Here is a 19,926-nt window from a genome sequence, read left to right on the forward strand (position 1 = left end):
GGTGGTCAGGCCTCCGGCTCCGTGTCCTCCTCCTCGAAGACCAGCAGTGTGCGGGTGCTGAGCACCTCGGGGATCGACTGGAGCCGGGTGAGCACCAGCTCCCGCAGCGTCCTGTTGTCGGGCGTGTGCACCAGCAGCAGGACATCGAAGTCGCCGCCCACCAGGGCGATGTGCGAGGCGCCCGGCAGTTGTCTGAGCTGCTCCCGGACCGTGCGCCAGGTGTTCTGGACGATCTTCAGCGTGATGTACGCGGAGGTGCCGTGCCCCGCGCGTTCGTGGTCCACGCGGGCGCTGAACCCCCTGATCACCCCGTCGTCGATCAGCCGGTTGATGCGCGCGTAGGCGTTGGCGCGCGAGACGTGGACGCGCTCGGCGACGGACCGTATGGAGGCACGGCCGTCCGCCTGCAGGATCTTCAGGATGTCCTGGTCGATCGCGTCCAGCGGGCGGGCCGGCGGGGCGGCGTCGTCCCGCGGCCCGTCGGCCATTTGTTCAGCTCCCATGTCCCCCCGCATCACCGTCGTGGACGTCCTGCATTCATTGCAGGCTGTGGAGAACCGTTTGTCCACAGCCTGCCGGGGCCTGTAGCCAAAATGTGCCGGCGACCGAACAATCGGTAGGTGAGGCGGGTCACAGCCGACGCGCCTCCCGTAGCCGCTCCCACGAGGAGGTGCCGTCATGACGGTCATGGAGCAGCGGGGCGCGTACCGGCCATCGCCGCCGCCCGCCTGGCAGCCCCGTATGGACCCCGCGCCGCTGCTGCCCGACGCCGAGCCGTATCGCGTCCTCGGCACCGAGGCGGCCGCGAAGGCCGACCCGGACCTGCTGCGCCGGCTGTACGCACAACTGGTGCGCGGCCGCCGCTACAACACCCAGGCCACCGCGCTGACCAAGCAGGGCCGCCTCGCCGTCTACCCCTCCAGCACCGGCCAGGAGGCCTGCGAGGTCGCCGCCGCCCTGGCCCTGGAGGAGCGCGACTGGCTGTTCCCCAGCTACCGCGACACCCTCGCCGTCGTCGCCCGGGGCGTGGACCCGGTCGAGGTGCTCACGCTGCTGCGCGGCGACTGGCACAACGGCTACGACCCCCGGGCCCACCGGGTGGCCCCGCTGAGCACCCCGCTGGCCACCCAGCTCCCGCACGCCGTCGGTCTCGCGCACGCCGCCCGCCTCAAGGGCGACGACGTGGTCGCGCTGGCCATGGTCGGCGACGGCGGCACCAGCGAGGGCGACTTCCACGAGGCGCTGAACTTCGCGGCCGTCTGGCAGGCGCCGGTGGTCTTCCTGGTGCAGAACAACGGCTTCGCCATCTCCGTCCCGCTGGCCAAGCAGACCGCCGCGCCCTCGCTGGCCCACAAGGCCGTCGGCTACGGCATGCCGGGCAGGCTGGTCGACGGCAACGACGCGGCCGCCGTGCACGAGGTCCTCGGCGACGCCGTGCGGCAGGCCCGGGCGGGTGGCGGACCGACCCTGGTGGAGGCGGTGACCTACCGCATCGACGCGCACACCAACGCCGACGACGCCACCCGCTACCGCGGCGACTCCGAGGTCGAGGCCTGGCGGGCGCACGACCCGGTCAAGCTCCTGGAGCGGGAACTCACCACGCGTGGCCTGCTCGACGAGGCCGGTCTCGAGGCCGCCCGGCGCGACGCCGAGGAGATGGCCGCCGACCTGCGGGAACGCATGAACCAGGACCCCGAGCTCAATCCCATGGACCTCTTCGACCACGTCTACGCCGAGACCACCTCGCAACTGCGCGAACAGCGCGCCCAACTGCGCGCCGAGCTCGAGGCCGAGCAGGACGGCCAGGAAGGCGACCTTCGATGACCACCGTCGCCGTCAAGCCCGCCACCATGGCGCAGGCCCTCACGCGCGCGATGCGCGACGCGATGGCCGCCGACTCCGGCGTGCACGTGCTGGGAGAGGACGTCGGCACCCTCGGCGGGGTGTTCCGGGTCACCGACGGGCTCGCCAAGGAGTTCGGCGAGGACCGCTGCACCGACACCCCGCTCGCCGAGGCCGGCATCCTCGGCACCGCCGTCGGCATGGCCATGTACGGCCTGCGCCCGGTGGTGGAGATGCAGTTCGACGCCTTCGCCTACCCGGCGTTCGAGCAGCTGATCAGCCATGTCTCCCGGATGCGCAACCGCACGCGCGGCCGGATGCCCCTGCCGATCACCGTCCGCGTGCCCTACGGCGGCGGCATCGGCGGCGTCGAGCACCACAGCGACTCCTCCGAGGCCTACTACATGGCCACGCCGGGCCTGCACGTCGTCACCCCGGCCACGGTCGCCGACGCCTACGGGCTGCTGCGCCAGGCCATCGCCTCCGACGACCCGGTCGTGTTCCTGGAGCCCAAGCGGCTGTACTGGTCGAAGGACTCCTGGAACCCCGAGCAGCCCACCGAGGTGGAGCCGATCGGCCGTGCGGTGGTCCGGCGGCCCGGCACCAGCGCGACGCTCATCACCTACGGTCCGTCCCTGCCGGTCTGCCTGGAGGCCGCGGAGGCCGCCCGGGCGGAGGGCTGGGACCTGGAGGTCCTCGACCTGCGCTCCCTGGTGCCGTTCGACGACGAGACGGTCTGCGCCGCCGTGCGGCGCACCGGACGCGCCGTCGTCGTGCACGAGGCGACCGGGTTCGGCGGTCCCGGCGGCGAGATCGCGGCCCGTGTCACCGAGCGCTGCTTCCACCACCTGGAGGCCCCGGTACTGCGGGTGACCGGCTTCGACCTCCCCTATCCGCCGCCCATGCTGGAGCGGCACCACCTGCCCGGCGTCGACCGCATCCTGGACGCCGTGGCCCGCCTGCAGTGGGAGGCCGAGGGCTGATGGCACAGGTGCTGGAGTTCAAGCTGCCCGACCTCGGCGAGGGGCTCACCGAGGCGGAGATCGTCCGCTGGCTGGTACGGGTCGGTGACGTCGTCGCCATCGACCAGCCGGTCGTGGAGGTCGAGACGGCCAAGGCGATGGTCGAGGTCCCCTGCCCCTACGGCGGCGTGGTCACCGCCCGCTTCGGTGAGGAGGGGACCGAACTGCCCGTCGGCGCGCCACTGCTGACGGTCGCGGTGGGACCCGTGACGGCCGGCGAGGACGCCGGCTCGGGGAACGTCCTGGTGGGCTACGGCACCTCCGAGGCCCCGGCCCGACGGCGCAGGGTGCGCGCGGCCGGCGCGAACGGGCGGGTGCAGCAGGACGTTCAGGCGGCGCCCGCGCCCGCCTCCGCTCCCGTGTCCGACTCCGGTCCCGTGCCGGCCGGCGGCCCGGTACCCGTGATCTCCCCGCTGGTGCGCAGGCTCGCCCGGGACGGCGGCCTCGACCTGCGGGAGCTGTCCGGTTCGGGGCCCGAAGGGCTGATCCTGCGCGCCGACGTCGAGAACGCCCTGCGCGCCAAGGACGCTCCGGCCCCCGTGCCGGCGGAGCCGGCCGCCCGGGGTTCCGCTGCCCGTGACGGACTCCGCGTCCCCCTCAAGGGCGTGCGCGGTGCCGTCGCCGACAAGCTCTCCCGCAGCCGCCGGGAGATCCCGGACGCCACCTGCTGGGTCGACGCGGACGCGACGGAACTGATGCGCGCGCGTGCCGCGATGAACGCCGCGGGAGGACCGAAGGTCTCCCTGCTGGCGCTCCTCGCCCGGATCTGCGTCGCCGCGCTCGCCCGTCACCCCGAGCTGAACTCCTACGTCGACACCGAGGCCCGTGAGGTCGTCCGACTGGAGCAGGTCCACGTCGGGTTCGCGGCCCAGACCGAACGCGGGCTGGTCGTCCCGGTCGTGCGGGACGCCCACACGCGCGACGCCGAGTCGCTGACCGCGGAGTTCGCCCGGCTCACCGAGGCCGCCCGGACCGGCACCCTCACCCCCGGGGAACTGACCGGCGGCACCTTCACATTGAACAACTACGGCGTCTTCGGCGTGGACGGCTCCACGCCGATCATCAACCACCCCGAGGCGGCCATGCTCGGTGTGGGGCGGATCGTGCCCAAGCCGTGGGTGCACGAGGGCGAACTGGCCGTGCGCCAGGTCGTGCAGCTCTCCCTCACCTTCGACCACCGGGTGTGCGACGGCGGCGCGGCGGGCGGTTTCCTCCGGTACGTGGCGGACTGCGTGGAACAGCCGGCGGTGCTGCTGCGCACCCTGTGACCCACGCCCGCTCCATGCGGAGGACCCGAGAGGACATACTCGGGGGGTGACCGAGAACGCCCCCGCCGCACCCGGGACCGCCGCGCCGTACGACGCCGTCGTGCTGGCCGGCGGTGCCGCCCGGCGGCTCGGCGGCGCCGACAAGCCGGCGGTGCGGGTCGGTGGCCGGGCGCTGCTCGACCGGGTGCTCACGGCCTGCTCCGGCGCCGCCACGACCGTCGTCGTCGCCGGAGCCCGGCCGACCGCCCGCCCGGTGCGCTGGGCGCGCGAGGAACCGTCCGGCGGCGGCCCCGTCGCCGCGCTGGAGGCCGGGCTGCGGCTGACCGGTTCTGCGTACACCGCGGTCCTCTCCGCCGACCTGCCGTTCCTCCGGGCGGCCACGCTGGAACGGCTGCTGGCGGCCCTGCGGGACAGCGGCGCCGATGGCGCGCTGCTCACCGACGCCGAGGGCCGCGACCAGCCGCTCGTGGCCGCCTACCGCACCGCCGCGCTGCGCCGTGAACTGGCCGCCCTGGCCGCCGCGCACGGCGGCCTCACCGGGCTGCCCCTGCGCCGGCTCACCGGCGCCCTCCGGCTCACCCGCGTCCCGGACCCGCTCGCCTCCTTCGACTGCGACACCTGGGACGACATCGCCGACGCCAGGGCACGCATCAGGGAGCATGGGCACGTGTTGGATGAATGGATCTCCGCAGTCAAGGACGAGCTGGGCATCGACCTGGACGTCGACACCGGTCTCCTGCTCGACCTAGCCCGCGACGCCGCGCACGGCGTGGCCCGCCCGGCCGCGCCGCTGACCACCTTCCTCGTCGGATACGCCGCGGCCCGGGCCGAGGGCGGCCCCGAGGCCGTCGCCGAGGCCGCCCGCAAGGCCGCCGCGCTGGCGCGGCGCTGGGCGGAGGAGAACGGCGGGGACGACACCGGTGGCGCGCCCGCGCCGGGCTCCCGATGACCCCCGCCACCCGGGCCGGAGCGCCCGCCGAGGACAGCGACGACCTCGACGTCGAGGAGGCCCTGGCCCTCGTGAGGGAACCCAAGGACACCGCCGCGTCCGCGCCCGCCCCGGCCGAGGCACCCGGCGAACGGCGGTACGAGCGGCACCGGGCCACCCCCTGGCCCCGGGCCCGGGAGATCGCCGCCCGCGCCGCCCGCTCGGGCAGCCGCCGTACCCCCGTCTCCGTGCCGCTTGCCGAGTCCCTCGGACTGGTCCTCGCCGCCCCGCTCGACGCGCTCACCGACCTGCCCTCCTTCGACAGCTCCGCGATGGACGGCTGGGCGGTCGCCGGACCCGGCCCCTGGGCGGTGCGGGAACAGGGCGTGCTCGCCGGCCACGCACGGCCCGAGCCGCTCACCGACGGCGAGGCGGTCCGCATCGCCACCGGCGCGCGCGTCCCGTCCGGCACCACCGCCGTGCTGCGCACCGAGCACGGCCGCGCGGACGCCCAGGGACGACTGCACCCGACCCGCGAGATGCACCACGGCCAGGACATCCGGCCCCGCGGGCAGGAGTGCCGCAACGGTGATCAACTGCTCCCGGTCGGCACCCTCGTCACCCCCGCCGTGCTGGGTCTGGCGGCGGCCGCCGGATACGACACCGTCACGGCCGTCGCCCGCCCCCGTGTCGAAGTGCTCGTCCTGGGCGACGAGTTGCTCACCGGGGGACGTCCCCACGACGGACTGGTCCGGGACGCGCTCGGCCCCATGCTGCCGCCCTGGCTGCGCGCGATGGGCGCCGATGTCATCGGCGTACGGCGACTGGGAGACGACGCCAAGGCCCTGCACAAGGCGCTCAGCGGCTCCCGGGCCGACCTCGTCGTCACCACGGGCGGAACCGCCGCCGGCCCCGTCGACCATGTCCACCCCACCCTGGAGCGCATGGGCGCCGACCTCCTCGTCGACGGAGTCAAGGTGCGCCCCGGCCACCCCATGCTGCTGGCCCGCACCAAGGAGAACCAGCACCTCGTCGGCCTGCCCGGCAACCCCCTCGCGGCCGTCTCCGGCCTGCTCACGCTGGCCGAGCCGCTGCTGCGCACCCTCGCCGCCCGCCCGGCCCCGGAGCCGTACACGCTGGCGCTCGGCGAGGCGGTGCACGGGCACCCCCACGACACCCGGCTCGTCCCCGTGGTGCTGCGCGGGGACCGTGCCGTGCCGCTGCACTACAACGGCCCGGCCATGCTGCGCGGGATCGCCGCCGCGGACGCGATGGCGGTCGTGCCACCGGGCGGGGCACAGCGGGGGGAGGAGACGGAGCTGCTGGACCTGCCATGGGCGGCAGCCGGAATCGAGGTGTGTTTCACGTGAAACTTCCGGGTCATGACGCCATAGCCCGTCGTGCGGACGAGCATCTGGTGGCCCAGCGGGTGCAGCTCCCGAGGAAGGTGGTGGAGCGCCCGATCCGCCAGGTGGTCAAACGGCTGCTCATGGCCCTGATGGTGCTGGTCGCCACCGCGTTCGTCGTCTATGCCGATCGCGACGGCTACCACGACAACTCCGACGGCTCCGTGGACCTGCTGGACGCGTTCTACTATGCGACCGTCACCCTCTCGACCACCGGGTACGGCGACATCACCCCGGTCAGCGACGGCGCCCGGCTCACCAATATCTTCGTCATCACGCCCCTGCGGGTGCTGTTCCTGATCATCCTGGTCGGCACCACGCTGGAGGTCCTCACCGAACGCACCCGGGAGGAATGGCGCCTGAACCGCTGGAGGTCCACCTTGCGCGACCACACCGTCGTCATCGGCTACGGCACCAAGGGGCGGTCGGCCATCCAGACCGTCTGTGCCACCGGTCTGAAGGCAGAGCAGGTGGTCGTGGTCGACCCCGGCTCCAAGGCGGTCGACGCCGCGACGGCCGAGGGCTACGCGGGTGTCATGGGCGACGCCACCCGCAGTGACGTGCTGCGGCGGGCCGAGGTGCACAAGGCGCGGCAGATCATCGTCGCTCCGCAGCGCGACGACACGGCGGTGCTGGTCACGCTGACCGCCCGGCAGCTCAACCGGAGCGCGAAGATCGTGGCCGCGGTCCGCGAGGAGGAGAACGCCCCGCTGCTCAAGCAGTCGGGTGCCGACGCCGTCATCACCAGTTCCGGCGCGGCCGGCCGGCTGCTCGGCCTCTCCGTGCTCAGCCCCGCCGCCGGCATGGTGATGGAGGACCTGATCCAGCAGGGCAGCGGTCTCGACATCATGGAGCGGCCCGTGGTGCGGGCCGAGGTGGGCAAGGGCCCGCGCGAGACGGACGACCTCGTGGTCAGCGTGGTGCGCGGGCACCGGGTCCTCGGCTACGACGATCCGTCCATCGGCTCCCTGCAGCTGACGGACCGCCTGATCACCATCGTCCGGGCGAGCCCGGGCGCCCGGGTCACCCCGCATCCCCGTCCGCTGCCGGGCGACTGAGCGGGCCTGCCCCGGGGAGGGCACCGGTGGGGAGTAGCGTCACGGGCATGCATGCGATCACGATTCCCGAACCTGGTGGGCCCGAGGCGCTGGTGTGGGACGAGGTCCCCGACCCCGTGCCCGGCGAGGGCGAAGTGCTGGTCGAGGTGGTGGCCAGCGCCGTCAACCGTGCCGACATCATGCAGCGTCAGGGCTTCTACGACCCGCCGCCGGGCGCGTCCCCGTACCCCGGGCTGGAGTGCTCGGGAAGGATCGCCGAGCTCGGCCCCGGGGTCTCCGGCTGGGCCGTGGGCGACGAGGTCTGCGCGCTGCTCGCGGGCGGCGGCTACGCCCGGAAGGTCGCGGTGCCGGCCGGGCAGTTGCTGCCCGTGCCCGAGGGCGTCGAACTGCGGCAGGCGGCCGCGCTGCCCGAGGTGGTCTGCACCGTCTGGTCCAACGTCTTCATGGTCGCCCATCTGCGTCCGGCCGAGACCCTGCTGGTGCACGGTGGTTCCAGCGGTATCGGCACCATGGCCGTCCAGCTCGCCCGGGCCGTAGGAGCCAGGGTCGCGGTGACCGCCGGGACGAAGGAGAAGCTGGACCACTGCGCCCGGCTGGGCGCGGACATCCTGATCAACTACCGCGACCAGGACTTCGTCGCCGAGATCAAGCAGGCCACGAACGGCGCGGGCGCCGACGTCATCCTGGACAACATGGGCGCCAAGTACCTGAACCGCAACGTCCAGGCCCTCGCCGTCAACGGCCGACTCGCGATCATCGGCATGCAGGGCGGGGTCAAGGGCGAGCTCGACATCGCCACCCTGCTGGGCAAGCGGGCCGCGATCAGCGCGACCTCGCTGCGGGCCCGTCCGCTGAGCGAGAAGACCGCGATCGTGGCCGCCGTGCGCGAGCACGTGTGGCCGCTGCTGACCGAGGGGCACGTCCGTCCGGTGGTCGACCGGGAGCTGCCGATGACTCAGGCGGCCGAGGCGCACCGGGTGGTGGAGGAGAGCGGCCACATCGGCAAGGTGCTGCTGGTCGCGCCGTAGCCCGTACGGTCCCGGCCGCTCCCGGGCCGGCTCGCGATGTCCGAGCCGGCCCGGTCCGGTCAGCCGCGGCGGATCCGCAGTCCGAGGAACGCCAGGCCCAGTCCGACACCGACGAGGACCAGCCCGGTGCCCAGCGGCAGGATCTCCAGCGTCGGCTCGGTGGGGGCTGCGTCCTGGCGGACGTCCTCCCGCGCCTCGGTCTGCCGCGAGGGGCGGGCGGGTTCCAGCCCGGCCTCCTCGGGCGGCGCGGACGCCATGGCGGTTCCGGCGGGGATGTCGGCGGTCTCCGGCTCCTGCGGATCGAAGGGGTCGGGCGCCCTGGTCACCGTCCCGGAGCTGTCGTCGCCCTCCTCCTCGGCGGCCGGCCCGTCCGGGCGGCCGGGGCGCATCCGCCCCTCCCCCGCCCTGCTCCCGGCCCGCGACGGTTCGGCGGCCGGATCGGAGTGGGCGTGGTGGCCGGACGCGGAGCGCGAGGCGGCCGGGGAGGCGGAGACCAGGGCCGCCGGGGTGACCGGCGCGGAGGACCGGGCCGCGGGCACGGACGGGTCCGGTGGCGCGGTCTGCGCGCCGTAGGCGGGGGCGGTGCCGTACACCGGCACCGCCGCCACGAGGGCGAACAGCAGTGGTACGAGGCGGAGCGTGAGCCGCAGCCATGGAGTCACGGCGGTGACCTCCCGGAGCCCAGTCGTCGAACATCGACGCAAGCCAGCCTCACATCGCGGGGCACACCGGGCATTCCGGATTGCGCCGTCGGAGCTAAAGTGCCGATCCGCCCCCACGAGGGGGCGGCACGGTGATGAGGTGGGGGCGTGCGAGACAATGGCGGCATGGAGATGCCGAGGAACGAACGGTCGCCGGAGAATCCCCAGATCCTGGTCGTGGGCCAGGACGGCATGGCGATCGGCGGCGGGGACGAGGACTCCCGTGAGACGCCGGTGACGGACCAGGTCGAACAGCCGGCCAAGGTGATGCGGATCGGCAGCATGATCAAGCAGCTTCTCGAAGAGGTGCGGGTCGCTCCCCTCGACGAGGCCAGCCGGGCCCGGCTCAAGGACATCCACCGCAGCTCGGTGAAGGAGCTGGAGGACGGTCTGGCGCCGGAGCTGGTCGAGGAGCTGGAACGGCTGTCGCTGCCGTTCACCGACGACACGACCCCGAGCGACGCGGAGCTGCGCATCGCGCAGGCCCAGTTGGTGGGCTGGCTGGAGGGCCTGTTCCACGGCATCCAGACGACGCTGTTCGCCCAGCAGATGGCCGCGCGCGCCCAGCTCGAGCAGATGCGCCGGGCGCTGCCGCCGGGTGTGGGCCACGAGGGCGGTGACGACCCGCGCGCGGGCGGCCGCTCGGGCGGCCCGTACCTGTAGTCCGGCCGGGCGGTTCGAGCCGCCCCGGAAACACAGAGGGCCCGGCGGATTTCCGCCGGGCCCTTCGCACAGGGCCGCGTGGGTGCTGCGGGTGCGGTCAGGGGTTGCCCGTCGAGACGTTGAGCTGGATCTCGACGTTCTTCGGGTCGACGTCCGTGCCGCCCTTCGGGAACTGGTCGATGACCGCGCCCTGGCCGAAGGTGTTCTCGTCGACGTCCTTGGTCGAGACGCGCCAGCCGGCGGCCGCCGCGCACTCCTTGACGGACTTGATGTACTTGAACCGGAAGTCCGGGAGCTCGATCTTCTTCGGGTCGTTGTACGACTCCTCGGGCTCCGTGCAGTCGGTCTCCTTGACCGTCTTCGACGTGTCCGGTCCCCGGTAGCCCGCCGCGTGGGCCGACGCCGAGGCACTGGGGTCGCCGCCGGCCGGGTCGTCCGTGCCGCCGCTGTTCAGGGTCAGCGCGACGATCAGGCCGACGACCGCGACGAGGGACACCGCGATCGAGCCGATGACCACCGGCCTGCTGCTCTTCCCGCCGCCGCCCGAGGACTGCACGGCCGTCTGCGGAGTGATGCCGTACGGCGGCGGAGTGGAGGGGGACTGCTGCCCGAACGCCGCGGGAGCCTGGTAGCCGCCCTGCTGCGGATAGCCGTACGCCGGGGCGGGCGCCGGGGCGCCGTACGGGTTGGGCTGGTACGGCGTCTGCACCGGGCCGGTCGGCGCCGGGGTCGCCTGGTCGATGGGCGGGAACACCGTGGCGCCCACACCCGCGCCGCTCTGCGTCGGCCCGGCACCCGGCACGATGCTGGGCGGGGCCGCCTGCAGGGAGGCGGCGACTCGGAGGCACTCGTCGCGCATGGACTCGGCGGTCGGGAAGCGCTCGTTCGGGTTCTTCTTCAGCGCGCGGGAGACCAGCGCGTCCACGGCGGGCGGCAGGGCGCGATTGATCGAGGAGGGCGCGACCGGTGTCTCCTGCACATGCGCGTAGGCGATCGCCAGCGGGGAGTCCGCGTCGAACGGCAGCCGCCCGGTCACGAGCTGGAACAGCATGATGCCGACCGAGTACAGGTCGGAGCGGGCGTCCACGCCCCGGCCGAGGGCCTGCTCGGGCGAGAGGTACTGCGGGGTGCCGACGACCATGCCGGTCTGGGTCATCGAGGTGACGCCGGACTGCATGGCGCGGGCGATGCCGAAGTCCATGACCTTGACCACGCCGCGCTTGGTCGTCATCACGTTGCCCGGCTTGATGTCGCGGTGGACCAGGCCCATCTCGTGGCTGATCTCCAGCGCCGCCAGCACGTCCGCGGTGATCTTCAGGGCCTTGTCGGCTGGCATCGCGCCGGACTGCCGGACGTCCTCGTCCAGGACCGAGCCGAGCGGACGGCCCTCGACGTACTCCATGACGATGTACGGCATCGTCGCGCCGTCCAGCGCGTCCTCGCCGGTGTCGAACACGGAGACGATGTTGGTGTGGGTGAGCTTGGCCACGGACTGGGCCTCGCGCCGGAACCGCTCACGGAAGGCCTGTTCCCGGCCCAGTTCGGAGTGCAGGGTCTTGATCGCGACCTGGCGGTCGAGCACGGTGTCGTAGGCCAGGTGGACCGAGGCCATGCCGCCCTGACCGAGCAGGTCGCGCAGCTGGTAGCGGCCGCCGGCCAGCGTCCGCCCCGCGTACCGCTCCTGTGCGCCGTCCTGGCTCATCTCTCCGCGTCCCCCACTGGCCGTCCGGCGCCGTCGCTGGGCGAACATGCCTTGATCGAATGTGTCATTCCCGGCCAAGTCTGCCCGAGGGCACTGACACGTCAAGCTCGGTGCCCGTTCCGTGACCGTACGCGAAAGAAGCGTCGCGCAAGCGTTACAGCGGACGTAGGGGCGGTGCACAGAATTTGCAGGAGAGCGCGTGCTAGGGGTTTCATGACCGGTCCGTCTCGGGCCGGTTCCGGTTCCGGTTCAGGACCGGAGGCGGACGCGGAGGCTGTAGCGTGGCCGACGGAGACCGTAACAACACCGCGCGCACCGCGGGCAGAAACGACGGCGAGGACCGATGGCACAGACGCACAGCGCCCAGGGCCCGTCCGACCCCGAGGCGACTGGCGGTGGCATGTCAGAGACGCCCGAGATGTGGGGCAACGGCGGGCTCGTCGGCGACGGCCGGTACCGGCTGACGCACCGGCTGGGCCGGGGTGGCATGGCCGAGGTGTTCGCGGCCGAGGACGTCCGTCTGGGCCGCACGGTCGCAGTCAAGCTGCTCCGCGCCGACCTGGCCGAGGACCCGGTCTCCAAGGCCCGCTTCACCCGCGAGGCACAGTCGGTCGCCGGGCTCAACCACCACGCGATCGTCGCCGTGTACGACTCCGGCGAGGACGTCGTGGGCGGCCAGTCGGTGCCGTACATCGTGATGGAGCTGGTCGAGGGCCGCACCATCCGCGACCTGCTGCTCAACGCCGAGGCTCCGGGCCCCGAGCAGGCACTGATCATCGTGTCCGGGGTGCTGGAGGCGCTCGCCTACTCGCACCAGCACGGCATCGTGCACCGCGACATCAAGCCGGCCAACGTCATCATCACGGACAACGGCGCCGTGAAGGTGATGGACTTCGGCATCGCCCGCGCCCTGCACGGCGCGTCGACGACGATGACGCAGACCGGCATGGTGATGGGCACCCCGCAGTACCTCTCCCCCGAGCAGGCGCTCGGCAAGGCCGTCGACCACCGCTCCGACCTGTACGCGACCGGCTGCCTGCTGTACGAGCTCCTCTCCCTGCGGCCCCCGTTCACCGGCGAGACCCCGCTGTCGGTGGTCTACCAGCACGTCCAGGACATCCCCACCCCGCCTTCGGAGGCCTCCGACGCCTGCCCGCCGGAGCTGGACGGCCTGGTCATGCGCTCGCTCGCCAAGGAGCCCGACGACCGGTTCCAGACCGCCGAGGAGATGCGCGGCCTGATCCAGTACGGCCTGCAGATGCTGTACGAGCAGGGCGGTCACACCGGCACCTGGAACACCGGTCCGGTGGCCGCGCACGACGGCCGGCACACCCCGGCCGCCGGGTTCGCGGGGACGGCCGTGATGCAGCAGCCCGGCGACTTCGGTGCCGGCACCGCGCAGATCCCGCAGCCGATCCTGCCCGGCGGGTACGGGGGCGGCGACGACGGCGGCTTCGAGGGACACGGCAACCGGGGCAGCGGCCGCGGCAAGCTGTGGATCCTCGCCGTGCTCGCCGTGATCGCGATCGCGGCCGGTGTCGCGCTGGCGCTCAACCACAACAACGACGGCGGAGCCGGTGGCGGGACCACGCCGACGCCGACCCACTCCAAGGCCACGAAGGACGAGACGGCCGCCGAGTCGCCGACCGAGGACAACACCGACCAGCCCCCGGACAGGTCCACCGGCAACGGGACGGAAAACGGCAGCGGCTCGAACTGGGGCACGCCGTCGTACACCCCCTCGTACACCCCGTCCCAGCCGACCACCACCGACCCGAGCGACCAGCCGACGGATCCGGAGCCCTCGGACACGCAGCCGTCGGACCCGACGGACGGCGGCACGGACGAGGGGACCACGGAGGGCAACGCCGGCGGTGCCACCGAGGGCTCGGCCGGGGGCGTCACCCCGTCCGCCCCGGTATCGCCCTGAGGCACCCGGGCTGAACCACTCCCACGCGCGCGGGCGGGCCACGGCTCACCCGCGCGCCTGGTGTTTCCGGCGCCTTTCGAGGGGGCTCATCCCGCGAACGCGTCGCACACCGCCTCGTACTCGCGCGTCCACCACACCGCGAGCGCCGAGGCGGCCGGGAACTGGCAGTCCGCGCGGGTGTCCCCGCGTTCGTAGTGCCAGCGCAGCATCCAGAAGTCGTTCAGCCGCTCCCACCACACCCGGTGCACGGCCGCCGCGAGCTCGGACGGCGTGGCGCGGGCCGCGCGCCGGTACGCGCGCGCGTACGCCCGCACCTTCGGCAGGTCCAACGCGCCCGCGGGCCGTACGAAGAAGATCGCGGCGGCGCGTACGGCCTCCTCGGCACGTGGCTGCACGCCCAGCCGGTCCCAGTCGACGATGGCGGCCGGGCCGTCGTCCCGGTAGAGCAGGTTGAAGGGGTGGAAGTCGCCGTGCACCCAGCCGACCGGCCCGCCGCGCGGCGGGCGCCGGCCGGCGTGCTGCTCCAGCAGGGCCCGGCGTTCCAGGAGCCGGTGCCGGGCCAGCTCGTCGAACGCGTCGGCGGGGCGATGGCGGCGTACGTGGCCGAGCAGCTCGTCGATCAGGGCGAAGGAGTCGGCCGGGTCGGCGCTCTCCACCGGGTGCGGGCCGGTCGCCGGGCGGGTGCGCCCCTTGGGCGGCATCACCCGCTCCAGGCAGGCGTGCACGGCGCCCAGGAGCGCCCCGAGGCGGGCGCTCTCGGAGCGGGTGAGCTGCCCGCCGTGCCGGTGCCGCCCGTCGATCCAGGGGTGCAGGGCGTAGGCGTGGCCGCCCACGACGGCGACCGTGCGGCCCTCGCGGTGCGCGAGGGGCTGGGCCACGGGGACGCCGAGGTCGGCCAGGCGCTGGGTGGCCCGGTGCCGGCGCTCGATGGCGGCCGGGTCGGCGGTGTCCGGATCGAAGTGGTGCTTGAGGAAGTAGCGCCCCCGAGTGGTGCGCACCCGGTAGCCGCGGTTCAGCAGGCCCTGGTCGACGGGTTCGCAGGCGAGAGCGGTACCGGCGGCGTACAGGCGCAGCAGGGCGCCCAATGGGGGCGCGTGCGGTACGAGGGTTGGTACACATGAGCGCGGCACGCGCCAGATGTTAGGGCACAGAAAGACCCTGTGAGCTGCGGCTTGTCACCGGCAGTCATCGGTGATCGCATTCGGTCACGAGATGTGCAGGGGTGAACCGCGGTGCGAGGTGTCCAGAAATCCGTCTCGAATCATGAGACCGTCGAACGGGCATATCCTGAATTGTCAGCTTTCGCCCGCGAGGTGCGAGTCACAAGTCGACTCTTCCCGTGTCCGGGGTCGTCGGGATAACGTGCCGTTGCTCCGGCCTCCTGCGAGGCTGTGACCAGCGACCTTCCGCGTCCTGCGGATTTACTTGGAAATCCAAGCAAAAACGCAGGTCAGGAGGGGTTTCACAGATATGTGGAGCACTGGGTAACGTAAAAGTCGCAGGGCGCTCGCCGGGGCACCTGTCACGCCTGTTCCCGGCCGAGTGGCACCCACCCCGTGCCGGTGGTCGAGAACAGGTGAGCCGCACTGGCCTACCGGCAACCCCGGGGGCCGGAACGACGGAGGAGCACACGTGACCGTGGACAGCAGTGCCGCGCGCAAGCCGCGACGCAGCGCCGCAGGCAAGGCCGGCACCACCGGCACCAAGCGCACCACCCGCACCACCCAGAAGAGCACCGCCCCGGAGCTGGTGCAGCTCCTGACGCCCGAGGGCAAGCGGGTCAAGAACGCCGAGTACGACCGCTACGTCGACGGGATCACCCCCGACGAGCTGCGCGGCCTGTACCGCGACATGGTGCTCACCCGACGGTTCGACGCCGAGGCCACAGCGCTGCAGCGCCAGGGCGAGCTGGGCCTGTGGGCCTCGCTGCTCGGCCAGGAGGCCGCGCAGATCGGCTCCGGCCGGGCCCTGCGCGACGACGACTACGTCTTCCCGACCTACCGCGAGCACGGCGTGGCCTGGTGCCGCGGGGTCGACCCCACCAACCTGCTCGGGATGTTCCGCGGCGTGAACAACGGCGGCTGGGACCCGAACGGCAACAACTTCCACCTGTACACGATCGTCATCGGCTCCCAGACGCTGCACGCCACGGGTTACGCGATGGGCGTGACCAAGGACGGCGCCGACTCGGCCGTCATCGCCTACTTCGGCGACGGCGCCTCCAGCCAGGGCGACGTGGCCGAGTCGTTCACCTTCTCCGCGGTCTACAACGCGCCGGTGGTGTTCTTCTGCCAGAACAACCAGTGGGCGATCTCCGAACCCACCGAGAAGCAGAGCCGCGTGCCGCTCTACCAGCGCGCCCAGGGCTTCGGCTTCCCGGGCGTCCGCGTGGACGGCAACGACGTGCTGGCCTGCCTCGCGGTCACCAAGTGGGCGCTGGAGCGCGCCCGCGACGGCGAGGGCCCCACCCTCGTCGAGGCGTACACCTACCGGATGGGCGCCCACACCACCTCCGACGACCCGAGCCGCTACCGGGGCGACGAGGAGCGGCAGGCCTGGGAGGCGAAGGACCCGATCCTGCGCCTCCGCCGGTTCCTGGAGGCCTCGAACCACGCGGACGAGTCATTCTTCGCGGAACTCGAGGCCGAGTCCGAGGCGTTGGGCAGGCGAGTGCGCGAAGCGGTCCGTGCCATGCCGGACCCGGACCACTTCGCCATCTTCGAGAACGTGTACGCGGACGGGCACGCGCTCGTCGACGAGGAGCGAGCCCAGTTCGCCGCCTACCAGGCGTCGTTCGCGGACGCAGAGGGGGGTCACTGAGATGGCCGAGAAGATGGCTCTCGCCAAGGCGATCAACGAGTCGCTGCGGCGCGCCCTGGAGACGGACCCCAAGGTCCTCGTCATGGGTGAGGACGTCGGCAAGCTCGGCGGCGTCTTCCGGGTGACGGACGGCCTGCAGAAGGACTTCGGCGAGAGCCGGGTCATCGACACCCCGCTCGCCGAGTCGGGCATCGTCGGCACCGCGATCGGTCTCGCCCTGCGCGGCTACCGCCCGGTGGTGGAGATCCAGTTCGACGGCTTCGTCTTCCCGGCCTACGACCAGATCGTCACCCAGCTCGCGAAGATGCACGCCCGGTCGCTGGGCAAGGTGAAGATGCCCGTCGTCATCCGCATCCCCTACGGCGGTGGCATCGGCGCGGTCGAGCACCACTCGGAGTCCCCGGAGGCCCTGTTCGCGCACGTGGCCGGCCTGAAGGTGGTCTCCCCGTCCAACTCGTCGGACGCCTACTGGATGATGCAGCAGGCCATCCAGAGCGACGACCCGGTGATCTACTTCGAGCCCAAGCGCCGCTACTGGGACAAGGGCGAGGTGGATCCGGAGGCGATCCCCGGCCCGCTGCACAGGGCGCAGGTGGTCCGGGAGGGCACGGACCTGACCCTGGCCGCGTACGGCCCGATGGTGAAGCTGTGCCAGGAGGTCGCGGCCGCGGCCGCCGAGGAGGGCAAGTCCCTCGAGGTGCTGGACCTGCGTTCGGTCAGCCCCCTGGACTTCGACTCCGTCCAGGCCTCGGTGGAGAAGACCCGCCGGCTGGTCGTGGTCCACGAGGCGCCGGTGTTCTTCGGCTCCGGCGCGGAGATCGCCGCCCGGATCACCGAGCGGTGCTTCTACCACCTGGAGGCCCCGGTGCTCCGGGTCGGCGGCTACCACGCCCCGTACCCGCCGGCCCGCCTGGAGGAGGAGTACCTGCCGGGTCTGGACCGGGTGCTCGACGCCGTCGACCGTGCCCTGGCGTACTGAGGAGAGGGTTCGTGACGACGATGACGGAAGCATCCGTACGCGAGTTCAAGATGCCCGACGTGGGCGAGGGACTCACCGAGGCCGAGATCCTCAAGTGGTACGTCCAGCCGGGTGACACGGTCACCGACGGCCAGGTGGTGTGCGAGGTCGAGACCGCCAAGGCGGCCGTCGAACTCCCCATTCCCTACGACGGTGTGGTGCGCGAGCTCCGCTTCCCCGAGGGCACCACGGTCGACGTGGGCACGGCCATCATCGCGGTGGACGTCTCGGGCGGTGCCGCACCGCAGGCCCCCGCCGGGCAGCCGGAGACGGCCGCCGCCGCGCCCGAGGCGCCCGAGGCGCCGGAGCCCGAGCCCACGGGCCGCCAGCCGGTCCTGGTCGGCTACGGCGTGGCCACCACCTCCACCAAGCGCCGCCCGCGCAAGGGTCCGGAGGTCTCCGTCCCGGCCGCCGCCCAGGCGGTCCAGGCCGAGCTGAACGGCCACAGCGCCCCCGCGGTCCCCGACCGGGACCGGCCGCTGGCCAAGCCGCCGGTGCGCAAGCTGGCCAAGGACCTCGGTGTCGACCTCGCCACGGTCACCCCGTCCGGCCCGGACGGTGTCATCACCCGCGAGGACGTGCACGCGGCCGCCGCGCCGCGGGCCGCCGAGACCGCCGCGCCGGTCACCCCCGCCGCCCCTGCCCCCGCCGGGCAGCCGGAGACGGCCGCCGCGCCCGCCGCCGTGGCCCACGACGGCGCACGCGAGACCCGGATCCCGGTCAAGGGCGTCCGCAAGGCGACGGCGACGGCGATGGTGGGCTCCGCCTTCACCGCACCCCACGTCACGGAGTTCGTGACGGTGGACGTGACGCGCACGATGAAGCTGGTCGAGGAACTCAAGCAGGACAAGGAGTTCCAGGGCCTGCGGGTCAACCCGCTGCTGCTGATCGCCAAGGCGCTGCTGGTCGCCATCAGGCGCAACCCGGACATCAACGCGTCCTGGGACGAGGCGAACCAGGAGATCGTGCTCAAGCACTACGTCAACCTGGGCATCGCCGCCGCCACCCCGCGCGGTCTGATCGTGCCGAACGTCAAGGACGCCCAGGCCCAGACGCTGCCGCAGCTCGCGCAGTCGCTGGGCGAGCTGGTGTCCACGGCGCGTGAGGGCAAGACCTCGCCGGGCGCGATGCAGGGCGGCACCGTCACCATCACCAACGTCGGTGTCTTCGGCGTCGACACCGGCACGCCGATCCTCAACCCCGGCGAGTCCGCGATCCTCGCGGTCGGCGCGATCAAGCTCCAGCCGTGGGTCCACAAGGGCAAGGTGAAGCCGCGCCAGGTGACGACGCTCGCGCTGAGCTTCGACCACCGCCTGGTCGACGGCGAGCTGGGTTCCAAGGTGCTCGCCGACGTCGCGGCGATCCTGGAGCAGCCGAAGCGGCTGATGACCTGGGCCTGACGGCTGTCGCCCGGGTGGCTCCCGGGTGCTGAGGGGGGTGGTCGCGTCTTCGTCCCGCGACCGCCCCCTCTCCCGTTCCGTCCCGCCGCCGGTTCCGCCGCGCCGGGTGCGCCCGGTTCGGCCCGGCGGGCCGGCACGGACAGCTCGCGGCGGGGCGGGTGCCGCCCCCGCGCGCTCCGGGTGCAGAGCGGTGCTCCGCTGCTGAGCCGCACGCCGGTGGGCCGACGGTGGGCGGCCGGGCCGCGCCCCGGCACAGGGTCTTCGTCGCCCGGCACGGTGACCGGCCGGGTCGTCGCGGTCCGCGACCCTGACGGCGCGTCAGGGGTGTCTCCGGGTCGCGCCGGGGGACTCACCGATGTGACCGGAGGGGCGCGGGCGGCACGCTGGTGACATGTCGGAATCCACTGCCGCTCGCCGCGGTCCCTCTCTCCTCCGCCGCCTCGTCGCCCCGGTCGCCGCCACCGCTCTGCTGGCGGGCGCGACCGGCCTCTGGGCAGCGGGTGCCGCCCACTCCGCGCCCGCCGCCGGCGCCCGCACCGCCGCCGCGTTCGGTGACTGTCCGGAGCTTCCCCAGGGCGTGGACCCGGCACGCTGGAGATGCGAAGTGCACACGTCCGCACCGGAGCTGACGATCGGCAAGGTCGTGCTGACACTCGCCCCGATCACCATGACCCATGCCGAGGGGCCCATGCCGGACGGCACGAACGGGCAGGTGTGGGGCGCGATGCACAGCGCGCCCACGGCCGTGCCGGGTGGCCTGACGGGCACACCGGCGGGCGGTCACGCCCCGGCTCAGGGCCTGGCGATACGGCCGGAGTACGGTGGCCGGTCGGACTTCTACACCGGAGCGCTCAGCCTGCGCTTCCGGCTGCTGAGCCCCGTCCTGCCGCGCGGTTGCGCCATCGGCGCGAGCGAGCCGGTGGACTTCCGGGCGAAGCGTTCGGGGCCCTCGAAGTGGGTCTCCCAGGAGCCCCCGGTGATCGAGTTCTCCGCCTACGACGACGCCTTCACGGCGCCGGCGCCCGAGCACTGCGGACCGCTGACGGGACTGCTCGGCAGACGCCTCGGTCTGCCGGCGGCGACCGGGAACCTGCTGTCCTACGACGCCTCGTACACCTTCAGAACCTACGACCGGCTCGG

At 73.0% G+C, this 19,926-nt stretch carries 17 protein-coding genes; 13 read left to right on the plus strand and 4 right to left on the minus strand.

Features of this window, described 5'->3' with window-relative positions:
• Positions 1 to 5: 5 nt before the first annotated feature.
• Positions 6 to 488 carry an Lrp/AsnC family transcriptional regulator gene (locus MXD57_RS05070; protein ID WP_250400050.1) on the minus strand — a complete coding sequence of 161 codons (483 nt, stop codon included), beginning with the start codon at positions 486 to 488 and terminating at the stop codon, positions 6 to 8.
• Positions 489 to 678: 190 nt separating this feature from the next.
• On the opposite strand from MXD57_RS05070, the gene pdhA (MXD57_RS05075) reads away from it, so the two are divergent.
• Genes pdhA (MXD57_RS05075) through MXD57_RS05105 form a run of 7 tightly spaced genes read left to right on the plus strand, consistent with a single transcriptional unit; the run spans position 679 to position 8,552 of the window.
• The gene (gene pdhA / locus MXD57_RS05075; protein WP_250400051.1) at positions 679 to 1,824 is read left to right on the plus strand and encodes a pyruvate dehydrogenase (acetyl-transferring) E1 component subunit alpha; all 1,146 of its coding nucleotides are present in this window, start codon (positions 679 to 681) and stop codon (positions 1,822 to 1,824) included.
• Positions 1,821 to 2,825, plus strand: coding sequence for an alpha-ketoacid dehydrogenase subunit beta (locus MXD57_RS05080; protein ID WP_250400052.1), 1,005 nt, complete (start codon positions 1,821 to 1,823; stop codon positions 2,823 to 2,825). The genes pdhA (MXD57_RS05075) and MXD57_RS05080 overlap by 4 nt, the downstream gene beginning before the upstream one ends.
• Positions 2,825 to 4,132, plus strand: a complete 1,308-nt coding sequence (locus tag MXD57_RS05085) for a dihydrolipoamide acetyltransferase family protein (RefSeq protein ID WP_250400053.1) — start codon at positions 2,825 to 2,827, stop codon at positions 4,130 to 4,132. The genes MXD57_RS05080 and MXD57_RS05085 overlap by 1 nt, the downstream gene beginning before the upstream one ends.
• Positions 4,133 to 4,178: 46 nt before the next feature.
• On the plus strand, positions 4,179 to 5,081 hold the full coding sequence (locus MXD57_RS05090; RefSeq protein WP_250400054.1) for an NTP transferase domain-containing protein: 903 nt from the start codon (positions 4,179 to 4,181) through the stop codon (positions 5,079 to 5,081).
• A complete protein-coding gene (locus MXD57_RS05095) occupies positions 5,078 to 6,430 on the plus strand; it encodes a molybdopterin molybdotransferase MoeA (protein ID WP_250400055.1) in 1,353 nt (450 codons plus the stop codon). Before MXD57_RS05090 ends, MXD57_RS05095 begins: the two co-directional genes overlap by 4 nt.
• On the plus strand, positions 6,427 to 7,524 hold the full coding sequence (locus MXD57_RS05100; protein WP_250400056.1) for a potassium channel family protein: 1,098 nt from the start codon (positions 6,427 to 6,429) through the stop codon (positions 7,522 to 7,524). The genes MXD57_RS05095 and MXD57_RS05100 overlap by 4 nt, the downstream gene beginning before the upstream one ends.
• 47 nt (positions 7,525 to 7,571) lie before the next feature.
• The gene (locus MXD57_RS05105) at positions 7,572 to 8,552 is read left to right on the plus strand and encodes an NAD(P)H-quinone oxidoreductase (protein ID WP_250400057.1); all 981 of its coding nucleotides are present in this window, start codon (positions 7,572 to 7,574) and stop codon (positions 8,550 to 8,552) included.
• Between the two features lie 59 nt (positions 8,553 to 8,611).
• Here the strand turns inward: MXD57_RS05105 and MXD57_RS05110 are convergent, their stop codons facing one another.
• Positions 8,612 to 9,214 carry a hypothetical protein gene (locus MXD57_RS05110; protein ID WP_250400058.1) on the minus strand — a complete coding sequence of 201 codons (603 nt, stop codon included), beginning with the start codon at positions 9,212 to 9,214 and terminating at the stop codon, positions 8,612 to 8,614.
• Positions 9,215 to 9,379: 165 nt separating this feature from the next.
• Here MXD57_RS05110 and MXD57_RS05115 point away from each other — a divergent pair, with 165 nt between their 5' ends.
• On the plus strand, positions 9,380 to 9,916 hold the full coding sequence (locus tag MXD57_RS05115; protein WP_250400059.1) for a bacterial proteasome activator family protein: 537 nt from the start codon (positions 9,380 to 9,382) through the stop codon (positions 9,914 to 9,916).
• A gap of 97 nt (positions 9,917 to 10,013) precedes the next feature.
• Here MXD57_RS05115 and MXD57_RS05120 read toward each other — a convergent pair whose 3' ends face one another.
• On the minus strand, positions 10,014 to 11,618 hold the full coding sequence (locus MXD57_RS05120; RefSeq protein ID WP_250400060.1) for a protein kinase domain-containing protein: 1,605 nt from the start codon (positions 11,616 to 11,618) through the stop codon (positions 10,014 to 10,016).
• A gap of 343 nt (positions 11,619 to 11,961) precedes the next feature.
• Between MXD57_RS05120 and MXD57_RS05125 the strand changes: the two genes are divergently transcribed.
• Positions 11,962 to 13,548, plus strand: a complete 1,587-nt coding sequence (locus MXD57_RS05125) for a protein kinase domain-containing protein (protein WP_250400061.1) — start codon at positions 11,962 to 11,964, stop codon at positions 13,546 to 13,548.
• Between the two features lie 86 nt (positions 13,549 to 13,634).
• Here MXD57_RS05125 and MXD57_RS05130 read toward each other — a convergent pair whose 3' ends face one another.
• Entirely contained in the window at positions 13,635 to 14,678 is a 1,044-nt protein-coding gene (locus tag MXD57_RS05130) for a phosphotransferase (RefSeq protein WP_250400062.1), read from the minus strand.
• Between the two features lie 502 nt (positions 14,679 to 15,180).
• Between MXD57_RS05130 and pdhA (MXD57_RS05135) the strand changes: the two genes are divergently transcribed.
• From pdhA (MXD57_RS05135) to MXD57_RS05150, 4 genes are all read left to right on the plus strand, one after another.
• Positions 15,181 to 16,368 (plus strand): pyruvate dehydrogenase (acetyl-transferring) E1 component subunit alpha, encoded by a 1,188-nt coding sequence (gene pdhA, locus MXD57_RS05135; RefSeq protein ID WP_250400063.1) that lies wholly within the window; start codon positions 15,181 to 15,183, stop codon positions 16,366 to 16,368.
• Position 16,369: 1 nt separating this feature from the next.
• On the plus strand, positions 16,370 to 17,347 hold the full coding sequence (locus MXD57_RS05140) for an alpha-ketoacid dehydrogenase subunit beta (protein WP_250400064.1): 978 nt from the start codon (positions 16,370 to 16,372) through the stop codon (positions 17,345 to 17,347).
• An 11-nt stretch (positions 17,348 to 17,358) separates the two neighbouring features.
• Entirely contained in the window at positions 17,359 to 18,786 is a 1,428-nt protein-coding gene (locus tag MXD57_RS05145) for a dihydrolipoamide acetyltransferase family protein (RefSeq protein ID WP_250400065.1), read from the plus strand.
• A gap of 391 nt (positions 18,787 to 19,177) precedes the next feature.
• The coding region (locus MXD57_RS05150; protein ID WP_250400066.1) for a hypothetical protein at positions 19,178 to 19,926 on the plus strand (749 nt) is incomplete at its 3' end.

The organism is Streptomyces cellostaticus (genome assembly GCF_023630175.1).
Lineage (GTDB): Bacteria > Actinomycetota > Actinomycetes > Streptomycetales > Streptomycetaceae > Streptomyces > Streptomyces cellostaticus_A.